General features: G+C 37.7%; 14 protein-coding genes. 12 read left to right on the top strand and 2 right to left on the bottom strand.

The features are described from left to right. The first annotated feature begins 2 nt into the window (after positions 1 to 2). The 5 genes from ACFSQJ_RS01470 (at position 3) to ACFSQJ_RS01450 (ending at position 4,433) form a co-directional block, all read left to right on the top strand. The gene (locus tag ACFSQJ_RS01470; RefSeq protein WP_377764983.1) at positions 3 to 833 is read left to right on the top strand and encodes a DUF2490 domain-containing protein; all 831 of its coding nucleotides are present in this window, start codon (positions 3 to 5) and stop codon (positions 831 to 833) included. A gap of 33 nt (positions 834 to 866) precedes the next feature. Continuing rightward, positions 867 to 1,727 carry an MORN repeat-containing protein gene (locus ACFSQJ_RS01465; protein ID WP_377764982.1) on the top strand — a complete coding sequence of 287 codons (861 nt, stop codon included), beginning with the start codon at positions 867 to 869 and terminating at the stop codon, positions 1,725 to 1,727. Between the two features lie 124 nt (positions 1,728 to 1,851). After that, complete coding sequence (locus ACFSQJ_RS01460; protein ID WP_377764980.1) at positions 1,852 to 3,057, top strand: MalY/PatB family protein; 1,206 nt, start codon at positions 1,852 to 1,854, stop codon at positions 3,055 to 3,057. 71 nt (positions 3,058 to 3,128) lie between these two features. Further along, positions 3,129 to 3,743 (top strand): hypothetical protein, encoded by a 615-nt coding sequence (locus tag ACFSQJ_RS01455; RefSeq protein ID WP_377764979.1) that lies wholly within the window; start codon positions 3,129 to 3,131, stop codon positions 3,741 to 3,743. Positions 3,744 to 3,869: 126 nt separating this feature from the next. Further along, positions 3,870 to 4,433, top strand: a complete 564-nt coding sequence (locus tag ACFSQJ_RS01450; RefSeq protein WP_377764977.1) for a mycothiol transferase — start codon at positions 3,870 to 3,872, stop codon at positions 4,431 to 4,433. Positions 4,434 to 4,451: 18 nt separating this feature from the next. Here the strand turns inward: ACFSQJ_RS01450 and ACFSQJ_RS01445 are convergent, their stop codons facing one another. Then, positions 4,452 to 7,652 (bottom strand): AsmA family protein, encoded by a 3,201-nt coding sequence (locus ACFSQJ_RS01445; RefSeq protein ID WP_377764976.1) that lies wholly within the window; start codon positions 7,650 to 7,652, stop codon positions 4,452 to 4,454. Between the two features lie 420 nt (positions 7,653 to 8,072). Here ACFSQJ_RS01445 and ACFSQJ_RS01440 point away from each other — a divergent pair, with 420 nt between their 5' ends. The 4 genes from ACFSQJ_RS01440 (at position 8,073) to ACFSQJ_RS01425 (ending at position 10,714) form a co-directional block, all read left to right on the top strand. Further along, the gene (locus ACFSQJ_RS01440) at positions 8,073 to 8,651 is read left to right on the top strand and encodes a TetR/AcrR family transcriptional regulator (RefSeq protein WP_377764975.1); all 579 of its coding nucleotides are present in this window, start codon (positions 8,073 to 8,075) and stop codon (positions 8,649 to 8,651) included. 69 nt (positions 8,652 to 8,720) lie between these two features. Beyond that, positions 8,721 to 9,725 carry an NADPH-dependent aldehyde reductase Ahr gene (gene ahr, locus ACFSQJ_RS01435; RefSeq protein ID WP_377764974.1) on the top strand — a complete coding sequence of 335 codons (1,005 nt, stop codon included), beginning with the start codon at positions 8,721 to 8,723 and terminating at the stop codon, positions 9,723 to 9,725. A 112-nt stretch (positions 9,726 to 9,837) separates the two neighbouring features. Further along, positions 9,838 to 10,251 (top strand): nuclear transport factor 2 family protein, encoded by a 414-nt coding sequence (locus ACFSQJ_RS01430; protein WP_377764972.1) that lies wholly within the window; start codon positions 9,838 to 9,840, stop codon positions 10,249 to 10,251. Between the two features lie 19 nt (positions 10,252 to 10,270). Then, positions 10,271 to 10,714: a nuclear transport factor 2 family protein gene (locus ACFSQJ_RS01425; protein ID WP_377764971.1), complete on the top strand. Its 444-nt coding sequence runs from the start codon at positions 10,271 to 10,273 to the stop codon at positions 10,712 to 10,714. A gap of 615 nt (positions 10,715 to 11,329) precedes the next feature. On the opposite strand, the gene ACFSQJ_RS01420 is transcribed toward ACFSQJ_RS01425, so the two are convergent. Beyond that, positions 11,330 to 12,532, bottom strand: coding sequence for a DUF4932 domain-containing protein (locus ACFSQJ_RS01420; RefSeq protein ID WP_377764970.1), 1,203 nt, complete (start codon positions 12,530 to 12,532; stop codon positions 11,330 to 11,332). A gap of 266 nt (positions 12,533 to 12,798) precedes the next feature. Here ACFSQJ_RS01420 and ACFSQJ_RS01415 point away from each other — a divergent pair, with 266 nt between their 5' ends. From ACFSQJ_RS01415 to ACFSQJ_RS01405, 3 genes are read left to right on the top strand one after another with little or no spacing between them, the layout of a single operon-like run. Continuing rightward, entirely contained in the window at positions 12,799 to 13,137 is a 339-nt protein-coding gene (locus tag ACFSQJ_RS01415) for a PadR family transcriptional regulator (RefSeq protein ID WP_377764969.1), read from the top strand. After that, positions 13,134 to 15,800 (top strand): ABC transporter permease, encoded by a 2,667-nt coding sequence (locus ACFSQJ_RS01410; RefSeq protein WP_377764967.1) that lies wholly within the window; start codon positions 13,134 to 13,136, stop codon positions 15,798 to 15,800. Before ACFSQJ_RS01415 ends, ACFSQJ_RS01410 begins: the two co-directional genes overlap by 4 nt. A gap of 15 nt (positions 15,801 to 15,815) precedes the next feature. Then, on the top strand, positions 15,816 to 16,421 hold the full coding sequence (locus ACFSQJ_RS01405) for a fibrobacter succinogenes major paralogous domain-containing protein (protein WP_377764966.1): 606 nt from the start codon (positions 15,816 to 15,818) through the stop codon (positions 16,419 to 16,421). Positions 16,422 to 16,818 lie beyond the last annotated feature (397 nt).

The raw sequence follows: 16,818 nt of genomic DNA, 5'->3' as shown, positions 1-16,818 counted from the left end.
CTATGAGAAACACTTTTAGTTCCATATTCACCGCATTTCTGTTAGGCGTAATAGCCTGTAATCTGGCAATAGCCCAAGATATCGATGGAGAATTCCTTCCTACTGAATCAAAGTTCAAAGACCCAAAAACCAGGGTATGGCTTAACACTTATGGTAACATTAGAATTTCAAAGCGTTTGTTTTGGGTGGCACAAACACATTTTAGATTTGAAGAAACCGATGCTACACCTTTCATTGGCCAAGTAGGTCAGATTTACAATCGCCATGCCTTGGGGTATATTTACAATAAAAAAATCAATGCGGCATTGGGTGGTGTCATGCGGATTAATTTCAATACCGATGAAAATTCTACGGACCGAAACGTAGTACCCGAATTTCGAATTTGGCACCAATATCAATTTGCGATGCCCGTGTATAGTGCCATGGTCTACCATCGTATACGAATAGAGCATAGATGGACACAAGGGTTCGAAGAAAACAGCGAATATATATTCCGTAATAGGTGGCGCTATATGTTTAGGGCTAAAATTCCATTGAACAATGATGAACTTGCTCCTAAAACACTTTATGTCTCCCCTGAAACCGAGTTGATCATGCAAAGTGGAAAGGCTGTTGTGGGCAGTGTTATGGAAGACTTACGTTTAACAACCACCCTAGGATATATTTTAACACCACGGTTGACCATAGCAGCTGGGGCAATGTATTCTCAAGGGCAAACGCTAGAGAATGCTGGCGAGTTCAAACAAAATTGGACCATACGCTGCCATGTGTATTTCTCACCTGACTTCAGAAAGGTAAAAAATAAATTGCCATCAATACATCTAAACGATTAGGCTTTAACGTACCTAGTAATAGAACCGTTTAAAATGAAAAAAAGAGTTTTAATTCCTTACTTGTTGCTGGCCGCATCACTTTTAATTACCATTGGTCTGTTTTTTAGGGTAAATGCGCTACAAAATTCAGTGAATCAATTTGGTTCCAATAAAGAAACACTATCCAAAACGGTAAGTGTTTATGAAAATCTATTTTCAAAAGACTCGCTTTTGCTAAAAGAAGATTATAATAGTGCACTTAGTGAATATGAAAAAATTGCGCATGAATTAGGAAGCGAAGATAAGGGTCTTCAACTGCGTATCGCATTGGCGAAAAAAATGAGAGGCTATGTCGAGGAAAGAAAAACCAAACATAAAGATACGGTCAAGAACGACTCTTTACCACAAAATAAAGTAGTCAGTCCTTTAGAGATCGAGCGTTATGACTCTTTGAGCTTCGCACATGAAAAAGCGAAAATCCAGCTAAATCGTCTCAGAAAACAATTAAAAGAGAAATCTTTTGGCGAGTACCTCACTTTTAAAAGTAAAAAGGGCAACCAAATGCATTATGTAGGTCAAGTTCGCAACAATATGGCCAATGGTTATGGTATCGCTTTGTTAGATACCGGTAGTCGCTATGAAGGTGAGTGGAAAGACAACCAACGACACGGAGAAGGCACTTTTTATTGGCCCGATGGGGAATATTACATTGGCAGTTACATAAATGCCAAAAGGAGTGGTTATGGTACCTATTATTGGCCTAATGGCGAGAAATATGTCGGGTATTGGCAAGACGATAAACGCAATGGGGAAGGGGAGTTCTTCGCTAAAGATGGAAATCTACTTACAAGCGGAATTTGGGAAAACGATAAGCTTGTTGAAACCGATAAAGCCGAAAAACGAGCTCGTCGCTAACACGACCAGGCCGTAAATTAAGCGAGACCAAAATTTAGCCCATAAAATTCTTGCGGCTTATCCGAAGTACTTTAAATTCGTAGTTGGTAAATTACCTATTCACAATCTAAACTTTCAAAAATAGATGTCGACCAACAACTACCAATTCGATCAAATCATTAATAGAAAAGGCACGAATGCGATGTCCCTAACCGGATATCGTGGCTATCTTTTTGATCCCGATGAAAATCTTAGCGGTAAATATGACGAAGCGGATTTTATACCTATGTGGGTCGCCGATATGGAATTTGCCATAGCTCCGGAAATCATTGCCTCCATGAAAAAACGCTTAGAGCATCCATTATTAGGCTATTCAAGGGTTGCAGACCCTAAATATGCGCTGGTTTTTCAAAAATGGTGTGTGGATCGTTATGGATGGAAGTTTGATCCAAAGCATTTGGTCAATGCCAAAGGAGTGATTCCCGCTTTGTACGATTTAACCGGTCATATCTGCAAACGCGATGAAAAAGTCTTGATTATTACCCCATCATACGCGTTTTTCAAGCATGCCGTAGATTTTAATGGGGTAGAATTGGTTTGCTCTGATTTGATTGAAGTAAACGGCGAATATCGGATGGATATGGATGATATTCGAAAGAAAGCAGCTGATGAAAAATGTGTTTTAGGGATATTCTGTAACCCTCATAATCCAACAGGGAGGGTATGGTCAAAAGAAGAATTGCAAGAGTTAGGTGAAGTATGTTTAGAGCATGATTTAACCATCATATCCGATGAAATTCATTGTGATTTGCTTCGTAAGGGTATGAATTTTACTCCTATGGCAAGTCTTTTCCCAGATTCGAATCAAATCATTACTTGTATGGCCCCCAGTAAAACATTTAACCTGGCAGGTAATATGTTTGCCAATATCATCATTCCGAACGATACATTGCGAAAGACCTATAGTGAAAACTACTTGCCTGTAGAAAACCCTTTAAGTATCGTAGCAGCGCAAGCAGCATATTCAGAAGGGCATGCTTGGTTGGCTGAATTGACAGAATATTTAGATGCTAATTTCAAGTATCTCAAAACAGAATTGGATACTCATTTGCCACAGGCAAAATTTATAATACCCGAGGCTACTTACCTGGCATGGGTAAATGTTAGCGCCTATTTTACTGGCGATGAAAATTTAACGCTCTTCTTCGCTCGTAATGCAGGGGTCTTATTAGAAGGTGGTGATATGTTTGTGGCTAATGCTGAAGGCCATATACGATTAAATCTTGCTTGTCCTCGAATACGACTAGAAGAAGGTGTACGACGCGTTATAACTGCCATTTTAGAACATTAATAACTACTATGAAAACTATTTCAATTCTTTTGTTATGCTTTTTCGGGCTGAATAGTTCCATTGCACAAAACATGACAACAAAATACCAAAAAGTTGAAGGCTGGTATTTTAGGGCCACTGGTGGATATCCAGCGGCAATCACCTTCGAGCCGATTGTACTTTTTAAAGATGGCTCATATTATGAAATAGCAGACGAGCCCTTGACAGACTTGAACTTTTCGCAATCAAAACAAGACCAAAAAGACCTATGGGGAACTTATCAAAGAAGTGGTGATATCTTTACCTTGACCGATAATGAGGGGAAGTCTAACGAATATGATCTAGATTCAGGAAATTGGTTTCGTGCCTTTGCTTTTGATAGCTCCGTACGTTTAAAAGGCACCTACGAAAAGATTTCAGGGGGTGATTTTGGTAATGGTGTATACGCCCTGTTCAACTCGCAATTGACTTTTTTAGATAGTGAGCATTTTACACATACTGAAAATGGTGGAATCACGGCCTATGGGTCAAATGTGTGGAAAAATGATAAAAATTCCGGAAAATATCGTATTGAAGGAAATCTAATTCAATTTGACTATAATGATGGCCGAAAAGCACGCCTTTCGTTCGCCATTGGGGCCGAAGGTGACAATATTATGGATACCGATATGCTATTTATTGGAGGCAAAGCCTATGTTATCGAGTAGTGCCTATCTCTTTAGAAAAAGTAATTTAAAACTACCGATGAAACCTATTTCTAGTATAACTATTTAAGCATAACAAATAACAATAAATAGTACTTTTAGTGTAGATGCTCAGTATAAAATTCAACTATGAAATCGCTCAAAATAAAAATTACATCTATATTACTATTACTGCCGACACTACTATTGAATGCTCAGGGAGTGATGAAATCAGTCGAAGGCTATTCACCAGAGATTGGACTAATGATATACATGTTGGAAGATTTAAAAGATAGAATTACGGAACAGGTCAAAGACCTTGATCAATCACAAATTGATTTCTTGTATGATGACGATGCCAATAGCATAGGATCATTGATTATGCATTTGGTGTCTACGGAATCATATTACCAAACAGCAACTTTGGAAGGTAGGGAATGGACGGAAGATGAGCTGGCAAGATTTGGTATGGCAGGCGAACTTAATAAAGAAATAAAAATTAGGCTCAAGGGCAAGCCTATTCAGCACTATTTGGATTTATGGGATGAAGTCCGAGAAAAAACGCTAGAAAAACTTAAAACTAAAGATGACAGTTGGTTTGCTTCAGATTTAGAAGAAGGGCTCAACAACCACTATATATGGTACCATGTGATGGAACATTCGGCCAATCATATGGGGCAAATTGCCACTATAAAAAACAGATTGCCCGAATAAGGCTATAAGCTTTAAAAATCAGTTCTTATCTTTCTTTTTCTTGCCCAATGAAACCTTATAGTCATCTATAGTGCCTTGAATCTTTAGATTTAGAAATTTGGTTTTTCTATTAGGGTCAACTTCAACAATTTGGTCTACTTGATTTTGCTCGATAACCGTATCCTTTTTGCTCCCGAAGAGTTTTTGCCATGTGGCCTGTCTTACTGTTTTCCAAGGTATGCGTAAGTAATAATCAATATTTTGGTTGCTGTCATGCGTTCCTGATAATTCCATATGACCAATAGTAGATTCAATCGTCATCGAGGGAATATTAATTTTACCTTTATCAATAGCCAAAGTGTTTTGTAGGGTGTCAAATCGAATATTACGTAGGTTTTTATCGCCCATGTAATCTGACAGCGCCAACATAGGGTCATAATTCTTTAGTTTTCCGTTCAACACTTTTACGTCCATTTCAATAGAAGACTGATCCAAATCGGGAACCAAATCGGGGTACACCCTAATTTTACCACTAATATTAGAGCTAAGCTTTCCTTGTAAATTTTCAGAAACCAAATGGTCTTGCCCAAAATTTTCAAACTTGAAAAGTAATTTTTCCAAATCCACATCGGTCATTACCAGGTTCGGTTGCATATAAATGTGTTTGGGATCACTGCCATTAAAGTATCCGTTTAAACGAATGTTTCCGCCCGCAGCATTCATGCTAAGGGTATCTACATAAATATAATGATCAGGGGTTGTTCTTAAGTCTGCGTTGATATTCCGTAAGTCAATCTTATGATACCTAAAATTGGTAATATCCGCTTTAAAGCGCATGTCGGTAAATGGCAATTCATAAATATTGAAAGCCTCAGCATGTACGGCAACATCTTCTGTAGTGGTTTCTTTTGATTTTGTTGCTGACGGCGAACTTATATCAAAATTAAAAAGTGCATCAAAATCGACATAATTTGCGCTTATCGCTAGGTAATTATCACGCTTTTTTACCGATTGGTCCTCGCCTAAATAATAATTCAAGTCCAAATTAAAATTGGTCGACCCAATTTCGCCATGAAAATCAGTAATTACAATATGGTCATCGGCGTAACCAATGTTGCCTTTAAAATCATGAAAACGCTGCGGATGTAATTTCATCTTGGTGTCAAGTTTGTCAAGAACAACGGCAATAGAACTCAACGAAGAATCGGCATACTCCATTTTAGTGGTAAAATGCAGGCCTAAATCTTCAAAAATTTCATGTCGGTATTCTTCAGGCACGTAGTTTTCACCCTTGTACGAAAAAATATCTTCTAGGCGTAATTTTTCTGAAACAAGATTAAAATCCAGGGCAACGGCACCGTTTCGTTCTGGCTGCATCCAAAACGCATAATCATGGATTGAGCCATCGAAATGAAAATCACTATCATCAATAAAGCCGGTAAAGTCTACAATGTTCAAATCTTTTTCATTTAACAATACATCGGCATGAAAATCATGCAAACGATGCGGATAGTGTTTTAACTCTGCGTAAAGGCTATCGATAAAAAATTCTCCTTTTGGTAAATATTCAGATTCGGTAAAGTCTTTGGCAGAACCCACAAAAGAAAGTCCTAAACTCAGGTTCTTTACCTGTTCATCGATCACGGTTTGCACAGTGTCTCGCGCTGAAAACCCTGTTAGTTCTGCAATATCCAGGTAGTTGGATCTCATCTCTAAATGTGCTTCTACGGGGGTGTTCGTATGATGCACAATGGAAGGCAAGTCTGAAAGGAACCCATTGATCGTAATATCTGAATCACCCATTAACAAATCAAATTGTTTGAGAGTAGCTGCCTTGCCTTTCATCAGCAGATTTACATTTAGACTGTCTATGGGAACCAAAAGATTTTCTGCTTCTAAATGCAGCTGCTCTACTTTTAACGATGCGTAGTAGGCCTGGTTGAGCTGTTGCAAGGCCATTTTAGGATTATCGATATCAATGATATCATGAAAATTCATTTGTAGCTTAATATTCCCAGAGACGTTCTGTACTTGTTCCAGTTCAAAAAAGTCTGCAATAAAATCAAGGTTAACATCAGCATCAACTTGCATATCAACTTCCGGGACGTCAAAATTCTTTACAAATAATGAGCCTTTAAACTCTCCTTTTTCCAAGGAAGCCGTCATATTGTTCAGCGAGAATTCCATCGTGTTGGCTGCTCTGTTTGCACCATTGCTAAAATGGCCGCTGAAACCCATATTGTCTATTTTTTTTGCACTGGTAGTATTCTCTAAAAAGGCCTTTCCAGCACCAAATTCAGCATTAATAGCCGGTCTGTTGCCTTTGTTTGCAGCCCCTTTGATGGTAGCATTAAAATAAATCTCACCAGCATTCTTGTATTTCTCTAAAAACGGGATCACATCCGATGGGGCAAAAGCAATAAGCATATCAAAATTAGGTTTGGTACCTTTTATGGCCAAGTCAAGGTCCACATCATTCTTGGTATCGATGGAACCCTCAAGTTCAAAGTCACCGTTCTCCATAGCAATTCCTGAGGGTGCTATGTCTAGTATACCCGTAGCTTCATTAAAGACCAGATCCGTGTGTATTTCAAAATGTTTTTTACGAATAAAAGTAGTGTCACCATCTTTTATGACATTGAGTTCTAATTCGGTATCAATATGACCAGCAATAATGGTATCACTAATACGAAAACCACCTTTGCCATTGTAAATAAACTTCTCCACATCGGTATTGGTCGCCTCATCAAGGGTGTGAATATCCAGATCTTTTAAACGAATCTTATTTAAATGAATATTAGTGCTGGCCGTTCCATCTTCAGTGGTAGTCGCCAACGAATTTTGAATGTTAGAAGTATTATCTTCATGAATAACAATATTAAAAATACCGTCTTCAATACGTAAAGAGTGAATGTCGTAGTTTCCACTGGCGATATCCCAAAGATTAAAACCTACATAAATGTCTTTAACATCCATTAGTAAGGGCGCATTGTCCGCCTTGGTCTCAAATATTTGAACATCATAAACTTTTATGGAGAGATCAGGAAAGTTACCAAATAACGACAAGTTACTATTACCAATGGTAATCAAGCCTTTATGCTCTTGATTGAGTAGTGCAATTTCTCCTTTTATAATTTCGGCTTGGTTGTTTTGCACATACAGCAAAACAATGCCAATGCAAAGTACAGGAACTATGACGACTGCTAATAGTATCCGTTTCCAGTGTTTTTTGAGCCTCAAAGCAGTTTTATTTGATTAAGAAGAGTATTCCCTTTTAGAAATAACGAATTCGGGGTCCTCGTATTGTTTGGTTCACGTTAAGATTTGGAACAGACAATCATGATAATTTTAGATAATGTCTAATCTATCGTCACTGATTTTTTCTTCTAAGAAGTTTCTTTAAAAATGGTAATGGAATACGCTTTTTTCTGAAATCAAGAAAAGATTGGCTTAAGGCAAATCTTTTAAAGATTCACGAATACCTATTTATAAAAATAATGACCCAATGAGTAAGGGGCAGGGGAGTAGGTATAATATGTGTATGGAGTGGTTATATTTTATCAATATTTCTGTTTTTATTAATGTAGCGAATAAAAAATCAAATATTTTTTAATTTTTTTGTAAATAGATAGATTTATATACGACTGTTCGAATATTAAAATGAAAAAAGACAATATACATAGAGCTTTAGAGACTGGAATAAAGATTTTGAGCCAGAAGGGATACCATAATTTGGGTCTTAGGGAGTTTTTGAAAAATGCAGAGATTCCTAGTGGTTCATTCTATTACTATTTCAAGAGCAAGGAAGACTTTGCCGCCAAGGTGCTTGAGCATTATGGGGACAAGGTTGCGGCCTACTTCACCGTTAAGTTATTGGAGAATGATACGCCTTATGCGGAAAGACTGGAAACAATTTTCAATGAAGAATTGGAACGATTGGAGGCCACGGCATGTAAGGAAGGATGTATGGTCGGCACCCTCACCAGTGAGATAGCCGGACAGAACGAGATCATCCAGAAGGTGGCCGACAGCAATTACAAAAAATGGCAGGACATTTTTGAGCGGTTTTTCATGGAAGGTCAAAAGAACGGAGTCTTTTCCAAAGATTTTAAGGCTTCAGAAATGGCAGTGTTCTTTCTGACAAGTAGACAGGGCGTGATGACACGCATCAAGGCAGCCGGAAAAGATGAGTCCTATCGGCTGTTCAAGTCGTTCATGACGAAAATGATAGAAAGGTAATTTTTTTTTCACATTATATACGAACGTTCTAATAGTAAATAATAATAGAATCATAAACAATAGAATCAGATGAAAGTAAATGCATACGCAGTTCAAAAGCCTAATGGAAAATTGACACCGTACACCTACGAATTAGGAGAGATCGGGGCAGAAGATGTCGATATCAGAGTTACCCATTGTGGGGTTTGCCATTCGGATTTGAGCATGATGAACAACGAATGGGGCATGACAGAATATCCCCTGGTACCCGGCCACGAAATAGTAGGGGAGGTCATTGCCATTGGAAGTTCCGTTAAAAATGTTAAGGTGGGACAGACCGTGGGCATGGGTTGGTTTTCGGGCTCCTGTATGAGCTGTTCCAGTTGTATGAGCGGGGACCATAATATGTGTGATACTGCCGAACAGACTATCGTAAACAGACACGGCGGTTTTGCCGACCATGTTCGTGGACACTGGTCATGGACAATCCCCATTCCCGAAGGAATGGATTCGGGCAAAGTAGGTCCATTGTTCTGTGGTGGTGCAACAGTGTTCAACCCGATAGTGATTGCAGGTGTGCAGCCTACGGATGCAGTTGGGGTAATTGGTATCGGAGGGCTTGGGCACTTGGCCCTTAAATTCTTAAAGGCTTGGGGATGTGAGGTAATAGCCTTTTCTTCCAATCCAGATAAAAAAGAAGAAATCCTCGCTATGGGGGCGTCCAAGGTAATCAACTCCAGAGATCCAAAAGAATTGGAAACGGTACAGGGAAAACTCAAACTTATCCTTAATACTACAAATGTTAATTTGGATTGGAATGCCTATCTATCGGCACTTTCAAAAAAAGGAAAACTACATACCGTTGGAGCGGTATTGGAACCCATGGAAATCCCAGCCTTTAGTTTGATTGCCGGAGATAAAACGGTAGGCGGTAGTACCGTTGGAAGTCCCGAGTTGACCAAGACAATGCTGGAGTTCTGCGCAAGACATGAAATTTATCCAACAGTGGAGGAGTTTCCTATGGAAAAAGTGAATGAGGCCATGCAACATCTAGAGGAGGGCAAAGCACGTTATAGAATAGTGCTTAAAAACTGATAAATCATAAAAATTAGCACTAATTACAGTGATAGTGCGCTAAGGGTTTGAAACACCTTTGAAACGAAAGTTCAAATAGTAAATATTAATACAACAATAAATAATAAGAAAAATGGAAACAGTTACAGAATTGACAAAAGAAACAAAGGCAGATGAAATTCAAAGTTTTAATGAATACAAGCAAGTTGAAAAAGCTTTGCAGCCCTACATCAAGAGTGCCAAGACAGGTGATGGAAAGTTGAGCCGTACTGCATTTTACGACCATGCTCATATTGTAGGTTCTATAGGTGGACAATTGTACAACATGACATCTGATGAGTTTGGTGAAGCAGTAAACGCAGGTGGTGCATCACCGGATGTAAAAAGCCATATTGCATGGATTGATATTTCGGGGCCAGCGGCAGCTGCCAAGGTAGAGTTTATCGATTGGAGCGGGTTAAGATTTACCGATTTCTTCGTCCTTTACAAAGAGGATGGGAAATGGAGAATCAGTGGAAAGGTGTACGATTCACATGCAAACAATTAATCCATAAAACTAAATTCCGATGAAGACCTTAAGTATATTAGTATTTTCCCTTATTGCCTTTAACGCATTTGCACAAAAGGGAACAATGCAGGAAAAACAGAGCTTTGATGAGTACAACAAAGTGGCCAAGGCCTTACAACCTTACATCGAGAGCGCCAAGACAGGCGATGGCAAGTTAAGCCGTTCAGCATTTTATGCCCATGCCCATGTTGTAGGTTCTGTAGATGGTGTAGTATATAATGTGACAGCAGATCAGTTCGAAGGTATTGTTGACGAAGGCGGGCCTTCCAAGAATGTAAGGCATCATATTGCATGGATCGATATTTCAGGACCAGCAGCAGCGGCCAAAGTTGAATTTTATGACTGGGGAGGATTCCGTTTTACCGATTTCTTTGTCCTTTACAAGGAGAACGGAAAATGGAAAATCAGTGGGAAAGTGTATGACTCGCATTCACGCAATTAATACATAAAAGCTATTTGATCTCAACAAGAAGGCCCGAAAGATATTGAATCGCATTCGGGCTTTCTTTTAAATTCTAATGACATCAAGAGCAAAGAAAATATTAATCATGACAGAAATTTTGCGCAATTTGCTACAGTAAAGCATTTGTACTATAATGTACCGCGTTATGTAACTTTGCTTTAGTGAAAAGCGAAGTTCTTTAACCCAATTTTCTTGATTTTTTTCTTTCCAAAAGTTTCTTTAAAAATTTAGTGGAATACTCTTTTTTCTGAAATCAAGAAAAGATTGGCTTAAGGCAAATCTTTTAAAGATTCACGAATACCTATTGATAAAAATAATGACCCAATGAGCAAGGGGAGGGGGAGGACAGCGAATCATCGTGGTTGAGGAGCTCGATTTAACCATCGTTATTTCAGGTCATGATGGTGAAGATGATAAAATAATGGAACCTATTTTTGAAACGGTGGTGCCAGCGTTTGTGAAACCATAATTTCAAAATGAAGTACATATTATAACTTCAAAAAACCAAAGCACAACAGGTTTTTAGGTTAGAGCTAAAGTAGTATGGTTCATATCAATGCCTTTTAACATGAACTAGGTGGCCTAAATCAATAGCTAATTGTTATACGTATCCATCCATTTCAACAGCGCCGGATACATATTGGTGTAATCGTTATGGTCTTTGGATAATGAATGCAACTGTTCTTGAAAATCTGGAAAATGGACAAACTCCCTGCTAGCTACCATCATATTTTCATGAATGAATAAAATGGTGTCTATGTTTTTTTTGGAATATGCGTTACGGGCGTACAATCCAAAAACACCCCAAGTCATATATTCGTTAAAGGTAGAATAGTTGCTAGAATAACCTCTTTTTCGGGTGTTCCATTTTTTATAATCGGGTATCGTTTCATCCAACAGTTTTAGAAATTTGTCGGTTGCCAGATTGACATAGTTATGGTCCATTTCTGTAAACAACTGTCGTGTAAATTTGCTTTTTGCAATCTCTAATTCGTCTTCAGAAAGAGAATCTAAAGCGATTCTTGGAGGAGGAGAAACAAACAACCAAGCTTGGTATTTTTCATTCCTTGGGTCTTTAAGTCCCGGTAAGGTATTGTGAAAACCACCGGTTAATGGCGAAAATATAATGCGGTACGAATTGTATCTTTCTGGAAAGTGCGCCTCTAGGAAATCCCAACTTTCCTGTATGTCACAGAGTTGATCAAAACGATTGATAAGATTTTCGTAATAAGGTTGATGTTCGGTATAAAAGGAATAAAAGTCGGACTTTTTTGCAAAGTCTTCAATCAGTTCCAAATGATCTGGATAATAAAACACCTTGCTTTTAAAAAGTTGAAGGAGTAGGCCATTTACGTGAAAAACTTCCTGTTCTTGGATGGTGTTTTCCGGTGTAATTTGATAATTTAACGAGAAAAAACGTATCGTAGGTTGTATTTGTGAGTACGCATTGCCTTTTAGCTGACTTTCCAACAGTTGCACCAAAGCATGATTTTTTAATGGAGCAAAATGTGCCGAAACATCGTTTAAATATTCAGGTGTGGTAGTACTGATAAGATTTTCATCTTCCTGAAATGTTTGTGTTAAACTACACGCAATGTACATAAGCTCGTTCATTGCAGGTACTTCTATAGTATACTTGTTTTGGTATTGTTCTTCTATGGTTACGGTAGGGTAGAGTAGGGCGATTGCAGTGTCTTCGACTAACTTCGGTTTTATGAAATAGACAATAACGATAAGAAGTAACAGTGCGAGAAGGGGCACAATTACGTACTTCAAGAATTTCTTAAAGAGTTTCATGATCCTATGTTGATTAATTGATGAATGATTAAAACATGCTTCGGGTTGATAGGCCAAAAAATGTTCCGTTCCTAAATATAAATGTTTTTCTGATATAACAAACCATTTCGTACAGGAGATCGGTTGAAAAAGATTCATATATAGTACTGGTTTTATTTGTTTTGGGAAAATAGATTCCCAATGTGTAGTCTACAATAAATTATTAAAACTACAATTACGAATAATATAAATTTGTATATTTATTGCAATTACGAATAATATGAAAAATGAAGAAAACAAAACTTGGAGAGTTTGAAGAGTTGGTGCTACTCACGGTAATTGTGCTGGAAGAAGAAGCTTATGGTGTCGAAATAAAAAAAGAGCTTGAAACAAGGTTGAATCAAACGTTGAGTGTAGGATCCATACAATCGGCTCTCAAACGAATGGAACAAAAAGGATTTTTGACCTCGGAATTTGGTGAAGCGACCAACAAAAGAGGAGGAAAGCGAAAACGCATTTATAGTGCAACTTCTTATGCCCATAAAGTACTTAATGAAATAAAGGAAATAAGGGAAGCGCTTTGGAAATCAATCCCTCAACCTAAATACAGCTTGCAAGGCATATGAGTAAGAAAAAGAAAAATATGCCGCCATATTGGGCTCTAAAATTCCTGAGACTCTTTATAAAGCAGGAATATATTGAAGAAATTGAAGGTGACCTCGAAGAAACTTACCAAATCAATAGACAAGAATTTTCTACAATTCAAGCAAATTGGGTTTATGTTCTTGAAGTATTCAAGCTATTGAGGCCTAATTTAATTAAAAGCTTAGCTTGGAATTATTCAATAAGTCCTACAGGTATGTATAAGAGTCACTTCAAAACATCTGTTAGAGGTCTAAAAAAGAACTTAGGTTTTTCAGCTATCAATATTTTCGGTCTGTCCCTAAGCATAGCTGTTGGTATTTTAATGATTTTACTAATTTCTGAACTCTATTCTTTTGATGATTTTCATACACAAAAAGACCAGATATATAAGGTTACGACCCACCGAGTTCAGGGTACTAAAGGTAGCGAAGTACAGCTTAGTACAGCTTCCTACTATATTGGAAATCAACTCAAAGAACAGGTTCCTGGTATTGAAGACGTAGTTTTTATGAGAGCAGATAGGCTTTCAGCAGATTTTACAACCGAAAGTAAAGCCATTAGTATCAATGGGTTTTATACCTCGGCTTCTTTTTTTGATGTGTTTTCTTTTAAGTTGTTACAAGGCAATCCACAAACCTCATTATCTGAACCCAATAGTGTTGTAATAACCCAATCTTCGGCAAGAAAACTATTTGGCGATACCAACCCAATGGGTCAGGTTTTGAATGTAGAAGAAAATGAAGACTTCAAAAATGTTGTCATTACCGGAGTTGTGGCCGACCCACCAATTAATTCTCATATGCGTTTTGATGCACTGGTCTCTTTATCCACAGTGGTAAAACCTTCCAGTGAAACAGGAAGTGCTATCAATAGTCCCGACAATACAAACGATGTGTCGGTTTACCTTGTGCAAAATGAACAGGCCAAAACTGAAGATATTATTGGTTCGATGGCTAACCTTATGGTAGATTATAATAAAACAATCGAACATCCCATTAGGCATTCTTTACAACCTATGGAAACTTTCGTTACCAGCAATATCTATACAAATAGAATGGGACCCATGTTTTCTGAACGTAAAATTAAAATTATGCTTGGCCTTATGCTGATTATACTCATATCAGCGTGTTTTAATTATACGAATCTGTCAATGGCTCGTGCTTTGAAGCGTTCGAAGGAAGTTGGAATCCGAAAAGTGATGGGTGCCAGTAGGTCTCAAGTTTTTACACAATTTATTATGGAAGCCTTGGTTCTTGCATTTTTCGCCTTATTGGTAGGTTTGGTTTTGTTTTTTATAATAAGACCGCAATTTCTCAATCTGCCAAATCCAGCTGCAATGGGTCACGATATGTTTTCTCTAAAAATCAATTATATACATATAGCTTATTTTATTGGTTTCACTTTTATTGTTGGCCTGCTTGCAGGTTTTCAGCCCGCATTTTTACTTTCAAAATATAAAGCCTTGAATGCATTTCAAGATGCCAGTACGTTTAAACTGTTTTCAAAAGGTGTTAACTTAAGACAGGTGTTAACTGGTTTTCAATTTGCCATTTCAATAGGACTCATCGTCTGTGCTGTTTTAGTATTTAAGCAATACAAATTTAGTTTGGATTATGATTTAGGATATTCTACCGAAAGCATTGTAAACATTCCCATAGAAGGTGATTATATTAATCTGCTTGAAGCCGAGATTGCCAAACTACCCGAAGTTCTTGAAACCTCAAAGTCTTCTTGGGTATTGGGTGTGGGAGGTGATGGCATGTCCGTCGGGATGGTAATGTCAAAAGATAATCCAAAACCAACCCCTTTTTTAGTGAATCAAGTAGATGATTCTTACTTGAGTATGCACGAATTATCATTTCTTGCAGGTTCAGGATTTACAAGGTCATTGGCTGAGGGTCAAACTCAAAATCACGTCATTATTAATGAGAAAGGCTTACAAACCTTAGGCTTAGATTCAGCAGCTGATGCTATTGGTAAAACTATTTTGTATGACGGTAATTCACTTCAAATACAAGGTGTAGTTAAGGACTTCATTAGCATTGCACTTACCAAAGAAATATTTGAATCTTTCGCTTTTGTGCAAGCCAATGAAGCAAGCCAATACAAATCGCTAAATGTAAAAATCTCAAGTGCAAATTTACAAAGCACCTTAGCAAAATTAGAAGTCGAGTATCGCAAACATGATGCTATTCACCCTTTTGAGGCGCATTTTTATGATGACCAGATAGCGAAAGTGTATGAGCGTGAAAAAACGACTTTTACAATTGTTTCCTTTCTTGCTTTTTTAGCTATCTCTATTTCAACATTAGGTCTACTGGGTATGGCGGTTTATACCCTTGAAAGTAGAAAAAAAGAAATCAGTATTCGAAAAGTGTTAGGGGCAAAATTGCAAAATCTATTTCTATTACTTTCCCGTGAGTTTTTAATTATTGTGTTGGTTTCAAGCGCAATAGTTATTCCTGTCGCACTATATATTGTTGACAGTATGGTGCTAAATGATTTTATACATCGCATTGAAATAAAGGTGTCTGACTCACTTTCAGGTTTAGTCATTATGCTATCAATAGGCCTTTTAACCATTGGCTGGCAGATTAGGACAGTGTTTATAAAAAATCCTACAGACGCACTAAAAAATCAATAAAAGCAACTTATGAGTATGAGACTAATTTTAGTTACGATTGTTTTATTTCAGTTTTCGGCGGCTGCCCAAACAGTGGGGTCATTTACTGATCAACGCGATGGCTATAGCTATAAAACAGTCACTTATGAGATTAAACACAGTAAAGATTCGATATCCACAATGACCTGGATGGCGCAAAACTTAAACTACAAAACAGAAAGTTCGTATTGCTATGATGATTATGATTCAAACTGCGAGATTATGGGAAGACTTTATATCTGGTCTGCTGCAATGAAGGCTTGCCCTGACGGTTGGCATTTACCAGATGATGAGGAATGGAGGCAATTAGCAGATTTGTTTGGAGGAGTTAAATCAGCAGCAAAACATTTAAAAAGCACGAATGAATTATGGAAAGGAGCTACTAAAGGAACCAATAAAAGCTTGTTCGCAGCAATGCCCTATGGACACGGCACTGTAGGCAGTGGTTACTTCGCTTTCTCATTAAATGCGACCTTTTGGTCAGCTACAACCATAAGTAATGACCGTGCTTCTGATTGGGTTTTGAGTGATTGGGAGAGAATGATAAGATACAATGGTCATAAAGCTACAGCCGCTAATTCGGTGCGATGCATTAAGGATTAATAGCTATTTTGAACCAAAAAATACTTATATATCAATCTGTATCATAATGTTCCGCGTGAAGTTTATCCTGAGCGGAGTCGAAGGGTAACTTGAGCTTTGGTTACGGCATAATAATAAAGATTGAAAATCTTTATTATTTGAGCGAGACGGTGCGAGGGCAAAGTTGTTACCATCTTCTTTGATTTTTTTCTTTCTAAAACTTTCTTCATAATAAGGTAATGAAACCGAGGTACGAGGTTCATGAATACCTATAAAAACAATTATAAACAATGAATAAACACTTATTAACTGACCGAGTGCAGGAGGGAAGGCAATGTGTGTGAAATGGGAATAAATTGATTATTATCAAAATGATTTGATTTTTTCAAACAAGTTCTTTTGAAATTCTGTAATTTGG

The sequence above is a fragment of the Croceitalea marina genome, from assembly GCF_042684265.1.
Taxonomy (GTDB): Bacteria; Bacteroidota; Bacteroidia; order Flavobacteriales; family Flavobacteriaceae; genus Croceitalea; species Croceitalea marina.
The sequence above is the reverse complement of the archived record's forward strand: the minus strand, read 5'-3'. Positions and strand labels throughout refer to the sequence as shown.

Coding starts and splice junctions, on each gene's coding strand:
- ACFSQJ_RS01470 (WP_377764983.1), top strand. CDS start 3: ATGAGAAACACTTTTAGTTCCATATTCACCGCATTTCTGTTAGGCGTA.
- ACFSQJ_RS01465 (WP_377764982.1), top strand. CDS start 867: ATGAAAAAAAGAGTTTTAATTCCTTACTTGTTGCTGGCCGCATCACTT.
- ACFSQJ_RS01460 (WP_377764980.1), top strand. CDS start 1,852: ATGTCGACCAACAACTACCAATTCGATCAAATCATTAATAGAAAAGGC.
- ACFSQJ_RS01455 (WP_377764979.1), top strand. CDS start 3,129: ATGACAACAAAATACCAAAAAGTTGAAGGCTGGTATTTTAGGGCCACT.
- ACFSQJ_RS01450 (WP_377764977.1), top strand. CDS start 3,870: ATGAAATCGCTCAAAATAAAAATTACATCTATATTACTATTACTGCCG.
- ACFSQJ_RS01440 (WP_377764975.1), top strand. CDS start 8,073: ATGAAAAAAGACAATATACATAGAGCTTTAGAGACTGGAATAAAGATT.
- ahr (WP_377764974.1), top strand. CDS start 8,721: ATGAAAGTAAATGCATACGCAGTTCAAAAGCCTAATGGAAAATTGACA.
- ACFSQJ_RS01430 (WP_377764972.1), top strand. CDS start 9,838: ATGGAAACAGTTACAGAATTGACAAAAGAAACAAAGGCAGATGAAATT.
- ACFSQJ_RS01425 (WP_377764971.1), top strand. CDS start 10,271: ATGAAGACCTTAAGTATATTAGTATTTTCCCTTATTGCCTTTAACGCA.
- ACFSQJ_RS01420 (WP_377764970.1), bottom strand. CDS start 12,532: ATGAAACTCTTTAAGAAATTCTTGAAGTACGTAATTGTGCCCCTTCTC.
- ACFSQJ_RS01415 (WP_377764969.1), top strand. CDS start 12,799: ATGAAGAAAACAAAACTTGGAGAGTTTGAAGAGTTGGTGCTACTCACG.
- ACFSQJ_RS01410 (WP_377764967.1), top strand. CDS start 13,134: ATGAGTAAGAAAAAGAAAAATATGCCGCCATATTGGGCTCTAAAATTC.
- ACFSQJ_RS01405 (WP_377764966.1), top strand. CDS start 15,816: ATGAGACTAATTTTAGTTACGATTGTTTTATTTCAGTTTTCGGCGGCT.